This is a genomic window from Pseudomonas sp. P129, from assembly GCF_020312195.1.
Classification (GTDB): Bacteria; Pseudomonadota; Gammaproteobacteria; order Pseudomonadales; family Pseudomonadaceae; genus Aquipseudomonas; species Aquipseudomonas fragariae.
Genome location: NZ_JAGPYS010000001.1, coordinates 602,932 through 617,855, shown reverse-complemented (window position 1 = coordinate 617,855; position 14,924 = coordinate 602,932). Strand labels below are relative to the sequence as shown.

Here is a 14,924-nt window from a genome sequence, read left to right as displayed (position 1 = left end):
TAAACAAGGCTGTGTCATGACCACTGGAGCGCCGGACATGACCGAGCAACCCTTCTCCCTTCTACGCAACCTGGCCCGAACCGGGAACGACACGCACGAACATGGCGATGACACGTTACCGTTCATCAACGCGATGGAAAAACTGAACATCCATTCAGTGTTCGATATCGTACGGCGCTCCAAAAGCGCTTTTGTTCACGAACTCTCACGTATCAGTGATGCTGATGCAGCGCTCGCCTATGAAAACGCTCGCTGTTACACCACCCAGATCGTGCGCCTGTATCGCAATCAACTGCTGTCTTCAGGCCGGCCCCAGCCAGTGACACGGCGCACCGGCGTGCGTTCACTGGTAGACATCGGGCCCAGCTTTCCCAATCTTTTCAAGGAAAACTGGGATCTGTTTTGCAAGGTGGGTGCGATAGAAGCCAAGGATTCGCCCGTTGCGTACCTGACGTCCTTGTACCGGTTTGCTCTGGAACAGCTGGAAGGCAGCGTCGCGGAGGACAGCCGAATCAAACTCCATGACCGACGGCCTGATCTCAAAGGTCTGTTGATCGACCAACAAAGCACCTTCACGCCAATCCCCACGCTGCACATCGTCAATCAGGTGTTAAGTAAAGCCATCAATGCCTACGTGGACACGGTGCCTGAGGACAAGGGCAAGTCTATTTACCAATTGGTGGCCGAAAAACAACACCCGTTTCAGTTTCCTTACAACTTCCACTTTCAACAGATCAGCCTCGGGCTTGCCGGGAAGAAGCCAATGTTAGGCGAGCTGAATTACTGCGTCAGCCTTGAACTTCCAACCACTTCCAGGTACGGCAGTGACTATGGAAAAGTGCAGCACTCCAGTGCCATCGCACAAGTGCTGATGAGCGGAGCAGGCCCAGAGCAACAGGCAATCGTGATTGAACCTGCCTTATCCAGTCTGGCAAACGCAGACACGTCAGCAGACCTGACCCGTCAGTTCTTCAAAACGAAATACAACGTCGATTACGTCGACGACGCCAGCAATCCTTTGAATAATCTGAACGTCTTCCTGGAGAAGACGGGTCTGGACAGTGACGGAGTCGAAGCCCTGCTTGCCATAGGCAACCACACGGCCTATGCCTCTCCCAACATCCGTGCAGCGGGAAACACCGCAGATGAAGACTCCCCACTCGATGCGAGCCTGACAGCAATCAAGGCCCGATTCGGAGCTGGCTACGTCAATGGCCCGACCAATCAGCCGGCAATGGCTCTGAACAAGGATGCGTACGGCACTGAGCGGCTGGTAAACACCAGCGTGGACCGCTTCGACCGTCTGCAACGCATGATCCGTCTGCAGCGCTGGACGGGCATTCCGTTTACAGCGCTGGACACGTTGGTCATGGCGGTCATTCGCTCCGAAGGCGCCGTGAACCTGCAGATGGTGCTGACGGTAAATACGCTACGCGCACTGGGAACCTATCGGTATCTGAACAAACGTTACGGCCTCGCGCCTGATGAGTTTGCAGCCTTTGTTCACCTGATGCCCGGCGAGGCAAACGACGGACGCTTGCCGATGTTCGACCGGGTATTCAACAACCCGGCATTGTTCGATACTCCGCTGGTGCTGGAGGGGTCGATTCTCGACCTCGATCAGGACAGTAGCCAGCACGTCAAGACTCGCGCTCAGTTGAGCCGAGCCCTGCAGTTATCCAGCACTCATGAAGGCTTGAGGCAGCTGGCCGTCGATGTTCGCGAACTGATTGGCAACGCGCCCACTGACTTCAGACTCAATTTGAGCATGATTTCTTCGCTGTACCGCCAAGCCCGCATTGCTTCGATGTTCCGTCTGACCGCAGCAGAATGCCGGGCATTGATCGACCTGCTGGGCACTCTGTCTTTTCGGAAAAAGGTGGTCTCAGGTCAACTCGACGACACCGAACCGGACGTGCTCGATATCCTGATGCAACTGGACTGGGCAGTCACGTGGCTCAAAGCGTCTGACCGAGACATCGCTGCACTGCGACGTCAGCTAGGCTGGGGCATCACCGAAACAATAGTCACGCAGGAACTGACTGTTCAACTTGAGCAATTAACCAACGATGCGCGCCAGGCTGTACTGAAGAGAGACCAGCTGGCATCCCTTGACTTGCCAAGCAAGGATGACCAAAACAACACCATCAATTGGTGGACTATCCTCGATTACGACCTGATCGACGGATTAGGGCTGGTCACGACTCAGCCGCTGCACGAGGAACCCGCGGTCAGCATCCGCCGCACCCTGCGTGAACGCTTGTCCTCCATAGCCATCGCGGAACCCCTTGCAAGCGAAGTCGAAGCCAGACTTGAAACGTTCGTATTGAACGGCTACCGGAGTCAACATCGGCTGGTGGAAGGGCTGTTGCTGACCCTCACCGGTTTGCCGCCGGACCGTTGCGAGCCGGTGATACGCTGGGCAGGCAGCGATGCAGGCAAGTTTCTCGGTGCGTTACTTTGGGATGATGGCGCCATTCAGAAGGTCTCGACGCTGATTCGCTATTCAGAAGTCAGCCAGCAACTGGGGCTGAGCGCCCGGGCATTACGCACATTTTTAATCAGTCCACGCTGGCTGCATGCAGACTTTGGCTTCCTGCTTCCCCTTTCAATGAACAGTCTGTATTTGCTCGACCGTTACCGCAACTGGCGCGACAACTGCGGTTACCCGGAAGAAACGCTGCTCGATTATTTCAAGCAAGCCAATGACACGCATCGAGACAATACCCAATGTGCTGCGCGGCTGGCATCACTGACAGGCTGGACGTCATCTGAAGTGCTGGCCGCAAACGCATTGCTGACCGGGTCAGATCGTATCGCTTCCAGCATGCACGAGGTGGACTGGTTGAGCCGGATGCACAGCGCCAGTGATGTCACCGGCCTTTCGGCAAGACAATTACTGTCGGCTACTGACCTGACAGCGACCAGCACTGCCTCGCACTGGAAGTCAGCAGGCGAAGCCGTGATAGCCGCCAACCGTTAAGTCGTGAGCATTAACCTGTTCAATGCCATGGAGGCCTGATCATGTCCGATACCCTTGAAAGCCGGCTCAACGAATCCTTTCGCGATGCGCTGGTGGCGTACTATCTGGGTGAGGTCGTACCCAACGACCCTATGCTGAAGCGCCTGGGCCTGGACCAGCGCTTGAAAACAGCCAACGACCTGTACGAGTTTTTTCTGCTCGACAATCAGGTCGGCAATGAAGTCCAGACCAGCTATGTCGCATCGGCAATGAGCAGCCTGCAACAGCTCATCAATGGCACGTTACTGGGCATGGAGCCCGGCTATGAAACACTGCTGCCGACCGAAGCGCGCTTTGTCGAGTGGCGTGAACGCAGCAGTCAATACCCGATCTGGGCGGCCAATATGCAATTGGCACTGTATCCGGAAATCTATATTTCTCCGGCATTGCGCTTGAAGAAATCCGGCTACTTCACGCAACTGGAAAACGACATCAATCAGAACAGGATCAATATCGACACGGCGCAAGATGCGGTAAAAGCCTACCTGGCCAGCTTTGAAGAAGTCGCCAACCTGACCATCATCAACGGCTACATCGACAGTGATCGATTTGCGCAAGGCAAGTACTACTTTATCGGCACGTCGCGCGCCGAGAATATTTATTACTGGCGCACGGTGGACATGAATGAGCGTGCCTACCAGGAAGGCACTGAAGGGCCGAAGTTCGATAATCCGACACCCGGTGCCTGGTCCGACTGGAAGCGCGCCGAGATCGGCATCAATGCCAATACGCTGGAAAGAACCATTCGCCCGGTGTATTTCAACAATCGGTTGTTTGTGGCGTGGGTGGACCTGGTTCACGTGACAGAACAGGTAGCGGTCACGCTGCCCGAAGGTACAGTCAAGCCAGCTGCCGATGGCAGTATCCCCATCACCCCACCGGCTGACATCGCGCCCTTGACGGTGGTCACACCCAATGTGCGTCTGGTATTCAATATTTCCTATAAAAAATACGACGACTCCTGGAGTGCGCCACACATCTACATGGACGTGACCACACCCAATGTCGTCACCCGGGCAGGCAAGGCAGTCAACCTTGAAAACGACCTGAACAGTATTGCGATCTTCGATGTATCGGCATCCCCGGAATCGCTGTTTATCGCGATGTATGCGGGTGAAACGCTAGCGCCTGGTGACACCGATGGCTCAACATCGACCTATGCTTTTCTGCACACGGCCTTTATCGACAAGAATTTCAACAAAACGCCAGCTTTTCCAGTTGCGAACTACGTAGACGCCGTTTCCGACAAGGCAGACCTGGGTCCGGAGCAGCCCCGCGTGCGCAAGACCTGTTGGGCATTTGCTTTAAAGAACAAGGGGAATTTTCAGTTTACGTGGAGCTTGTATATCAGGCTAAAACCATCCCTGACAACATCTCCAAACACTGGCGATACCTGGTGGGACTACCAAGACCATCAGGAAGCAATAGCCCAAATGACCGGTACCTATGCACCCCGCCTGGACCTTGAAAACGCCACAATAAAATTAAGCACTGCAATAACCAAGGACATCCTCATTAAGGGTACGACTAAAACCACACTCGTATTGACTGAGCCCGCCAGCCAGTGGACGTTTGAGTTCATAACGACACCCCACGATCTCGACCTCGACCAGAACAGCTTTATATTACAGAACGGATCAAACTTAAAAATCGAATCAACCGGAGGCTATTGGGGCGATCTGTCGCTGAACCTGTATAGCGCCGTAGACGCCCTTCCCTCAAGCACCGCGTTCCTTCGCAACCAACACAATAGTTATTACCGCATAGAACGATATACCACCAGTTGGAACCTTATAGACGGCAAACTGAAGGTGGGCGCTTTCGAGCTAATGTCGTTGGCAGCAACCGACCCGGAGGTCGTATCCTCGGTACTCATAGCACTTATACAAGGCGAAACTTCATATAACCTGTATCCCTCTGTACACGTAGGGCCTCACTACACTGAGGCGCTTTCTTTCGCTCAATGGTTCAGTTACCCATTGGATATGAACGTCCCCCACAACAACTCGCAAAAGCACCTGACCGCACGACCTCCGACCAGCAGTATTACGGCACCGAGCCATTACGAAACAACCATTACCTTCGATAAATCCACGCTTCTGCCAAATCTTCCGCAAACCCAATTCATCAGCGGCTCGAAAAAGTTTTATATCACTCACGGCATCGGCGTCAACTCGGTTAATCCCCCGGTCTGGGTCGGCAACGCCCTCAAATCCACAGAAATAGAACTGGAGTGGGCAACCGCTGATGGGGGCGACCCTATCGCGCCCAAAATCAGCAAACGCATAAGCGCCATTCTGGGCATCGCCGAATACATCGATTTCTCCGCCTCCAGCATTCGGTTCAGCGACAACTCGACCACCGACACCCGCGACCCCATTCGCATGAACACGCTGTTCGCCCGCGAGCTGATCAACAAGGCCAACATTGCGCTCGAAGCCTTGTTGTCCTGGGACACCCAGCAGCTACAGGAACCGCCCATCGGTGATGACGCCATTGCTGACCTGATGGACTTCAAAGGCGCCAACGGCCTTTACTTCTGGGAGCTGTTTCTGCATCTGCCGTTCATGATCTCCCATCGCCTCAACCTGGAACAACGCTTCACCGATGCCGAACGCTGGCTCGGGTTCATCTTCGACCCGGGCCGTAAAAAAACCAGCGACGCACCGGCTTACTGGAACGTTCGACCTCTGGTTGAAGTACCTGATCCGGATTACTTTCTGCGCGCCCCGATCGACCCGGACGGTATCGCGGCAAGTGACCCGGTGCGCTATCAGAAAGCGGTGTATTTCCATTACATCAAGAACCTGATCGACCGGGGCGACATGGCCTATCGGCAACTGACGCCCGACAGTCTGGGCGAAGCCAAGCTCTGGTATGTGCGTATTCTCGATCTGCTCGGGCCGCGCCCGGATGTGAAACTGATCAGCCAATGGACGCCTGTGGCGTTGGGCGATCTGGCAACGTCCAGCAGTCCGGGGCTGCGGGCTTTCGAGCAGCAGCTTGTCGAGCAGGAGCAACAGGTACGTACCAGCGCCGCCGTCAACGACGGCAAAGCCACTGTCAGTTTCAGCCAACCGTCCCTGCGCCTGAGCACCTTCGGCAGCGACCCGACATTGAACGAGGAAGACAGCGATCACTTCATCCTCCCGATGAATTCGGAGCTGGTCAAATATTGGGACATGCTTGAGTCGCGCCTGTACAACCTGCGCCACAACATGACGCTGGACGGCAAGCCACTCTCCCTGCCGCTGTTCGCTGCACCGCTGGACCCAAGGGCACTGCTCGCGGCCTACGCCAATGGCGCGACCGATGGTGGTGCTGGCAGCCTGCTGGCTCAGGAAACACCGCACTATCGCTACCCGGTCATGTTTGCCAGGGCCAGCGCGGCGGTGGAAACCCTGATCCAGTTTGGCTTCACCCTGCTGTCGATCATTGAGCGCAAGGAGCAAGGGCAGTTGATGGAGCTGCAACAGCAGCAGGTCTGGGAGTTCGCCCAGTACGCCATTGACCTGCAGCTCGAGGCGCAAAAAGTCGAAGTTCAGGCACGCAAGGCATTGGAGGCCAGCAAGGCCGTGATTGATGCCCGAGCCGGTTTTTACGGCCAACTGGCGGCTGAAAATGTCAGTGCAGTGGAAATCGCAGCGGGTGCCGCCAAACTTGTTTCACGGATTGCCGAAAGCGCTGCCAGTGCGGCCAGCATCGTGGCTTCAGCCATGAAAGTAGCCCCTAATCACGCCGGTATTCATGCCGGTGCAACCGGCGGTATGGCCGTTGGTGCCGCAGCCGGAGGTGCAGTAGGCGGCTTCAGGCTGGAAGGCGTACCGGAAATGGTTGCAACTGGCGCTCATGCGTTCGCCGCGCGATCTGCGGCTGTCAGTGATGCACTGGAGCGCACGGAAATGTTCCGTCGGCGCCTCCAGGAATGGGAACACGCGCGTGATCAGGCGATGCTCGAATCTGAACAGATCACCTTGCAACTGGCTGTCCACGACGCCCAGACCCGCGTTACCGCCTTGCAACTTCGTCAGGCTCAGGAAGCCAAAAAACAGGCCGAGACCGTCTACGCATTTCTTAACAAGCGCTTCACCAACAGCCAGCTCTATCAATGGCTCAATGGGCAGTTCTCGACCTTCTACTACCAGGCCTATGACGCAACATTCTCACTGTGCCTGGCGACGCAAGCCTGCTGGCAGTATGAAATTGCCGACTACTCGGCCTCCTTCATCCAGCCCGCGGCCTGGAAAGACGCGTGGCGCGGCCTGGCTGCTGGCGAGGCCCTGAAACTGAATTTGCTGCGCATGGATGCAGCCTACATGGCCCGCAACGAACGCAAAATGGAGATCGTCAAGACGGTTTCGGTGCGCCAGCTGCCAATAACCGAGGGAGATGCTGCCGGGATCAATCACGGCTGGGATGCAGTGGTCGAGCGCCTGGCGCAAGACGGGATTGCCGAGTTCGAAATCACCCGAGCCATGCTTGACGACGATTACCCGGGCCACTATCTGCGTCGTATCAGACGCATCAGTGTGTCGTTGCCCGTCACGGTCGGGCCTTATCAGGACATCCGCGCCACCCTGACCCAGTCGTACAGCGCGGTGCAGATGGACGCACAGCCTAACGCGCCGCTCAAGGAAAACATGCGCGCCAGCCAGCAGATCGCCTTGTCTACCGGCGTGGACGATGACGGCCTGTTCGTTTTCAACTTCGACGATGAGCGTTATCTGCCGTTTGAGGGCACCGGTGCGATCTCTCGCTGGACCCTGAGCTTTTCCAACCCGGCATCGCAGCGCGACATGATCGACTCGATCACCGACATCATCGTGCACATGCGCTACACGGCGAAAAGTCGTTAACCGACAGGGAGCAAGCGTCATGGAAGCTCAATCGCAATCGCAGAATCAATCGCCGCAGTCTCTCCAGCCGGCTGTTGCCACCCCGTCATTACCCAAAGGCGGTGGCGCGATTCAAAGCATCGGCAAGGGCTGGGGATCGGTTGGCACCAGCGGCGCGGCATCACTGGAGATCGCCCTGCCGATCAGCCCGGGCCGCGGTTACGCGCCCGCCCTGTCGCTGAGTTATCAAAGCACCTCCGGCAACGGTGTGTTCGGGCTTGGCTGGAACCTGAACACCAGCAAAGTGGCGCGTCGTGCCAGCAAGGGCGTACCGAGCTACACCGACGATGATCTTGTTTTCGGCCCCGGAGGCGATGTCTGCCTGCCAGAACGCGACGACAGCGGCGCGCTGGTTTCGAGTCAGGTCAGCCGCTACAACGGTGATGATCTGGATGCGACTTATCAGGTAGTGCGTTACTTCAGCAGAGTCGAGGGGGCCTTTGCGCGCATCGAGCATTGGCGCGTAAACAACACAGATCCCGGCTTCTGGCTGATTCACGGCGCCGACGGCAGCCTGAACCTCTATGGCAGGAAGATCTCGTCGCGTATTGCCGACCCGGCAGACATGAACCGGGTTGCCGAATGGTTGCTGGATGAAAGCATGAATGCCGTCGGCGAACACATCCTCTACGAATACAAGCCCGAAGACCATCAGGGCCTTCCGGAGGATCACCCGAGAAACTTCCGCGCTCAACGTTACCTGAGCCGGGTTCGCTACGGCAATGCCAAGGCGCACCCTTTGCTTTACCTGTGGGAGGAAGATTCGCTGGACGATTTGCTGTGGCACTTCGACCTGTTATTCGACTATGGCCAGCGCGACACCCGCAGTGATCCGCCGCCCGCATATGACGAACAATTTACCTGGCCCGTGCGCAGTGATCCGCATTCAAGTTTCGCCTACGGTTTTGAGCTGGGTAATCTGCGCCTGTGCCGGCAGGTTCTGATGTTCCATCACTTCCCGAATGAACTCGGAGCATCTCCGCTGCTGATCCGGCGACTGCTGCTGGAGCATTATCAGACAACCCTCGGCTACAACATGCTGAGCGCGGCGCATTCAGAAGCATGGGATGGCACTGACTGGCGGCGCGTCGATCGACAACCCCCTGTGCAATTTCAATACACCGATTTCAGTCTTGAGTCGGGCATCTACACGCCGCTGGAGCCCATGGCCGGCCTGAATGACGGCCAGCAATACCAGTTGGTCGATCTGTATGGCGACGGCTTGCCCGGCATTCTGTATCGCGACGACAAGGCCTGGCTTTATCGCGAACCGATCCGTGATACCGCTGGCACAGCGGATGCCGTTGCCTACGGAACCTGTCAACCGTTACCCCGCATTCCCACGGCTGATTCAGCCGCACCGGTACGTCAGACCCTGACAGATCTGACCGGCGACGGGCGGCTGGACTGGGTTGTCGCCCAACCGGGAATGGCCGGATTCTTTACCCTCAACCCTGATCGAAGCTGGTCGAACTACGCCACGTTCTCGGCTTTTCCTGCAGAGTTTTTCCACCCGCAAGGCCAAATGGCGGATCTGGTCGGCGACGGGCTGTCGGATCTGGCCTTGATCGGCCCACGTAGCGTTCGTCTGTATGCCAACCGTCGAGCCGATGGATTCGCCGCAGCGGTGGACATTCCTCACGACGAGGATCGCCTGCCATTGCTCAGCGACAGTTCCACTGAACTGGTGGCGTTCAGCGACCTGCTGGGTACCGGGCAACAACACCTGATCCGGATACGGCACAACGAAATCCGCGTCTGGCCGAACCTGGGCCGAGGCCGGTTCGGCAAGGGCCAGTTGTTTGCCACGCTGCCCTACACCTATGAAGCTTTCGATTCGAGCCGGGTGCGGCTGGCGGACCTGGATGGCTCAGGTGCCAGTGACGTGCTTTATCTGCAAGCCGATGGCTTCCAGGTCTTCATGAATCAGGGCGGCAACGGTCTGGCCGCGGCCTTCGATCAGCCCTGGCCAGAGGGCGTGCGTTATGACCGATTCTGCCAGTTCAGTGCGGTCGATCTGCTGGGCCTCGGCTTTTCCAGCCTGGTGCTGACCGTGCCACACATGGCGCCCCGGCACTGGAGCCTTTACTACGCAGCCGACCGGACAGGCTCGGTGCACAAACCGTATTTGCTGAAGGCCTCGGACAACAATCTCGGTGCTGCCGGAGAAGTCAGCTATCGCAGTTCGGCGCAGGAATGGCTGGACGAAAAGAACGAGCTGCGGGGCGCAGGCAGCGTTGCTGTCTCGGAATTGCCGTTCCCGGTTCATGTGGTCGTCAGGCAAACCCTGCAGGACAAGGTCACTGGCAATACGCTGACCCAGTTGTTCCGCTATCGACAGGGTTTCTATGACCCTCGCGAACGGGAGTTTCGCGGCTTCGGCCTGCTCCTGCAGACCGACACCGAAACGTCGTCGCAGAATCAGGAGGACTTTACCGCTCCGGTATTGAACAAGACCTGGTTCCACACCGGACGCTACCCCGCCAGACCTTGCACTGACTATGACCGCAGCGACCTCCTGGCACGCTTGCCCGGCGAGCATGTGCTGTCCCGACTCGACGCCGCAACCCAGACAGATCTGCCGATAACGGACGCGGATGATGCGACCTTGCAGGAAATGGCACGAGCGCTGAGCGGCTCGGTACTGCGCGGCGAAGTCTTTGGACTCGACGCCAGTCAACGTCCCACAGTGCTGTATTCGACCCAGTCCTGCCGCTATCTGGTTCGCCAACTGCAAGCATTGAGCGCACATCGACCCTACGCATCGATGCTGCCGCTGAGCCTGGAAGTCATCACCTATCGTTACGAGGCCGAGGAACTGGAGGATCCGATGTGCGAACACAGCCTGAACCTGGCGTGGGACCGCTACGGCTCGATGCTCCACTCAGCCAGCGTCAACTATGCGCGGCGCAAGAAACCGGGCGACGCGCCCCCCTTTGCGGACCCTTACCAGCAACAATGGTGGGAAGCGTCGCACGACGAAGCTCAACAACAGTTCTACGCGAATGAAATGCGCGCCGAAGCCATTCATCTGGACAGCCCGCAGAGCTGGCGTCTGGGGCTGCCTTACCGCACACGCAGCGATGCCATGCTCATTCCGGCAAGCGCCTTGACGCCTGCGCAGATCAGCTACGAACAGTTCGCCGATCCGGGCGGGCCATTCGCAACCTTGCCACGCACGCTCACCAGTCTGTCGGTGCAACGCTACATCGGTTGTGGCGATGGCGAGGCGACCTTTCAGGCGCTGGCTGACGCCGTTGAAACGGCTGAACTGGATGATCATGCACTGAGCGCCTATGAGCGGGTCATGGACAGCGTCACTCTGGCCGAAAAACTCGTCGAGATCGGCTATCAGCAGATGCCCGGCTTTCTGCCGGCAGACAGCCTGAACCTGTGGTCGGTAAAACGCGGCTTCGCCACTTATGCCGGTCCGGAGCATTTCTTTCACCCCACCACATTCAGGCCCACACGCAGTCATGGCTGGAGTCTCGTCGAGTACGACGCCTACGATCTGTTCACGACTCGCATTACCGACCCGGCAGGCTGCGTCACCACGGCTGAATACGATTATCGTGTGCTGCAGCCAAGACGAATCATCGACCCCAATCAGAACTGTCAGGAAGCGGATTACGACGCCTTTGGCAGGGTATGGGCAACCAGCTTTTACGGCACGGAACTGGGTGAGGCAGCCGGTTTTCCGCCGCTCAATCGCGCCGGACATTATTGGGCTTCTGCCAGCGATGTCGTACTGCAACCCGACTATGCGCTGGGCAGGCAGGCCAGCGCGGCCTATTACGATGGCAATACGGCTTTGGGGCGGGTCCACATACCGCTGGCAACCGCTGTCCTGGTTGCGGACCGCTACCCCGAAGATCCAGACAGGCAGATCCGCATCAGCATGGCGTCGATAGACGGCTTCGGTCGCACCCTGCAAACCCGTCAAAAGGTGGAGGACGGCGACGCCTATTCCGTCGATGAATGGGGCAATCTCGAGCTGGTCGGCGGTCAACCGAAAATTGTCCACGCATCGCCACGCTGGCGGGTCAGTGAACGGGTGGAATACAACAATAAAGGCCTGGCGGTGCGCGTTTACCGGCCGTATTTCGCCAACAGTCATCTGTATGTGAACGACGCCTCGATACGCTCACAAAACATCGTCGACAAACAGTTCTACGACCCGCTGGGGCGTCCGACCATCACCATTACCGCCAAAGGCTGGATGCGCCGGCAGACCTATCGGGTCTGGTACACAATAAGTGAGGACGAAAACGACACGGCCGAGGAAGTGCTGGCCGCGAGGAAGGCAGCCGAGCATGGTCAGTAGCGCGGTACATGCCCATACGCCGGAGTTGATCGTTTGCGAGGGTCGTGGCCTGGTTGTGCGCCAGGTCCTTTTACATCGAACCGAAGCGACGGAAGCGGCCGCAATGCGGGTTACCCGACAGCGTTTCGACCCGGCAGGCAGAATGATCGCCGCCACTGATCCACGTCTGGCCAGCGCCAACAGGAGCACTGTCTACAGCCTTGGCGGCAACGCGTTGGCCACTGAGAGTGTCGATGCCGGCTGGCAACGGGTGTTATTCGGCGAGGCGGGCCAGGTCTTGCGCGACTGGGATGGTCGCGGCACCGAGAAGCAGCTCGAGTACGACCTGCACCTGCGCCCGACAAGGATCATCGAACATAATCGGTGTGCGGAGCGGTTCACCTATGGCCAGGCAGATGCAGCGGCACACAACCAATGCAATCAACTGGTTCGTCATGACGATACGGCGGGTTCGCGCTTGCTGGCGGATTACGGGCTGCTCGGCGTAGCGCTTTGTGAAGAACGACAGTTCCTGCAAACCCCTGAAAGCCCGGACTGGCCGCTGGCCGAAGCCGAGCGCGATGCCTTGCTTGAGCCTGTCGTGCTGCAAACCTGCTGGCGGTTCAATGCGCTGCGCGACGCGCTTGCGCAGACCGATGCCATGGGCAATACCCAGGCATTTGGCATGACTGTCGCCGGGCAGTTGAAAGCGGCTGAACTGACATTGGCCAGTGCCTCACAGCCGCAGACACTGGTCAATGAAATTCATTACAACGCCTTCAATCAGGTCGAGCAGGAAACAGCGGGCAATGGCGTAGTCAGCCTTTATTCCTATGATCAACAGGACGGCCGGCTGACCGGGCTGAGCGCGATCTCTGCTGACGGCACGCTGCTGCAGCAACTCAATTACAGCTATGACCCGGTGGGCAATATCCTGCTCGTCAACGATGCGTCTCAACCGGACAGGTATTGCGACAACCAGCTTATCGAACCCATCAGTCGCTTTGCTTACGACACGCTGTATCAACTGATCGAAGCCAGCGGCCGTGAAGTCCGAAACGGTGCCAGCCATGGCCCCGCGTTGCCCGGGCTGCAATCTCTGCCAACCATCGATCCTTGCCAGGTCAGCAACTACACGCAGAGTTACAGCTACGACGCTGCGGGTAACCTGCTGCAAATGCGCCACGAAGGCGCGCACAACTTCACCCGCAACATGCACGTTGCACCGGACAGCAATCGCAGCCTGCCCGACGATGACGGCGATGTGGATTTCGCTACGAGTTTTGATGCCAACGGCAATCTGCTGCAACTTGTACGTGGTCAGGTTATGGGCTGGGATGTGCGTAACCAGTTGCAGCACATCACCACTGTGCAACGTGAAGACGGGTCGAGCGATGACGAACGCTATGTCTATGACGGCCAAGGTCAGCGTTGTCGCAAGATCAGTACTGCTCAGGCATCAGGTCGCATGCTGATCAACGAAGTGCGCTACCTGCCGGGGCTGGAAATTCGTACTACGGCCGATGGCGAAATCCTCCATGTCATCACCGCTCAGGCGGGTCGCAATAGTGTGCGAGTGTTGCACTGGAAAGCCGGAAAACCGGGCATTATTACGAACGATCAGGTGCGTTACAGCCTGGGTGATCATCTGGGCTCGAGCACGCTGGAACTGGATCAGCAAGGCGGCCTGATCAGCCAGGAAAGCTATTACCCTTTCGGCGGCACGGCCTGGTGGGCGGCGCGCAGCGCAGTGGAAGCGAAGTACAAGACCGTGCGTTATTCGGGCAAGGAGCGCGACGCCAGCGGGCTTTATTACTACGGGTTCAGGTATTACGCGCCGTGGTTGCAGCGGTGGATCAGTCCGGATCCGGCGGGGGATGTGGATGGGTTGAATCTGTACGGGTACGTAAAAAACAGTCCAATCACCTATTACGACAGGTTGGGATACATGGGGAAGCACGCGCTTGAGTCGCCGCCATCACCCGCTCGTCGAAAACCGATAACCTCAAATAGCTATGCCCTTGAAAATCAAGATGCGAGACCCGGTGTTTTGTGGGGCGATCAGGAGCCATTCCTCGGACCTGCTTACACATTACCAGACAGATATCTTGTTTCCGGATTGGAGGAGAGATTGGCCGCAGCTGATAAAAATTCCGGCAAGGCGACCGCTGTTGTGGCAACGATGTTTGATCATGATAGCAACTTAGAAGACTACCCTTACACCGTAGAATCAAAACACCTTCAAGAAAACGACGATTTTCTCAACGACTACGCGCCCAACGAATGGATCTTTCGTTCAAATTACAAAAGAAGCGGAAGCAATGACTACCATGCCAATGACGTAGTCCGATACCAGTATAGAACCATCGCCCAAAAAACAAATACCCACGGTGTTTTACCTTCGGTTATAAAAAACAGCTTCGTCCTGAATAGTGAGACGTTGAAAAAAACTTCGACAATAGAAAACAAAACTCCGGAAATGCTACAGACTTTTCTTCAGGCAACACCGAACGGCAAGCGAACTCAACGAGTACTGGACGACTTTGGCATGGAGGCTTTATGGGTTGATCGCCAGGGGGACCCAGAATTCCCCGTCGCTGACTTTATTGTTGCTGTACGCCCTAAACAGCAATCAAATATCCAGACTGGCTTTTACTAGGGAAACGATGGGGAAGACTTCCAAATTTGGTAGAACGTCCGATCT

Annotated in this window: 4 protein-coding genes; all 4 read left to right on the top strand. The window is 57.1% G+C overall.

Features of this window, described 5'->3' with window-relative positions:
* The first annotated feature begins 16 nt into the window (after positions 1–16).
* Genes KBY02_RS02770 through KBY02_RS02755 form a run of 4 tightly spaced genes read left to right on the top strand, consistent with a single transcriptional unit; the run spans position 17 to position 14,879 of the window.
* Positions 17–2,983 (top strand): Tc toxin subunit A, encoded by a 2,967-nt coding sequence (locus tag KBY02_RS02770; protein WP_225649756.1) that lies wholly within the window; start codon positions 17–19, stop codon positions 2,981–2,983.
* A 41-nt stretch (positions 2,984–3,024) separates the two neighbouring features.
* Positions 3,025–7,878: a neuraminidase-like domain-containing protein gene (locus KBY02_RS02765; protein ID WP_225649755.1), complete on the top strand. Its 4,854-nt coding sequence runs from the start codon at positions 3,025–3,027 to the stop codon at positions 7,876–7,878.
* A 19-nt stretch (positions 7,879–7,897) separates the two neighbouring features.
* Positions 7,898–12,241 carry a SpvB/TcaC N-terminal domain-containing protein gene (locus tag KBY02_RS02760; RefSeq protein WP_225649753.1) on the top strand — a complete coding sequence of 1,448 codons (4,344 nt, stop codon included), beginning with the start codon at positions 7,898–7,900 and terminating at the stop codon, positions 12,239–12,241.
* Positions 12,231–14,879 carry an RHS repeat domain-containing protein gene (locus KBY02_RS02755; protein ID WP_225649751.1) on the top strand — a complete coding sequence of 883 codons (2,649 nt, stop codon included), beginning with the start codon at positions 12,231–12,233 and terminating at the stop codon, positions 14,877–14,879. Before KBY02_RS02760 ends, KBY02_RS02755 begins: the two co-directional genes overlap by 11 nt.
* Positions 14,880–14,924 lie beyond the last annotated feature (45 nt).

What these genes read in the sequence shown, in the direction of transcription:
- KBY02_RS02770 (WP_225649756.1), top strand. Translation starts at nt 17, where the DNA reads ATGACCACTGGAGCGCCGGACATGACCGAGCAACCCTTCTCCCTTCTA.
- KBY02_RS02755 (WP_225649751.1), top strand. Translation starts at nt 12,231, where the DNA reads ATGGTCAGTAGCGCGGTACATGCCCATACGCCGGAGTTGATCGTTTGC.
- KBY02_RS02760 (WP_225649753.1), top strand. Translation starts at nt 7,898, where the DNA reads ATGGAAGCTCAATCGCAATCGCAGAATCAATCGCCGCAGTCTCTCCAG.
- KBY02_RS02765 (WP_225649755.1), top strand. Translation starts at nt 3,025, where the DNA reads ATGTCCGATACCCTTGAAAGCCGGCTCAACGAATCCTTTCGCGATGCG.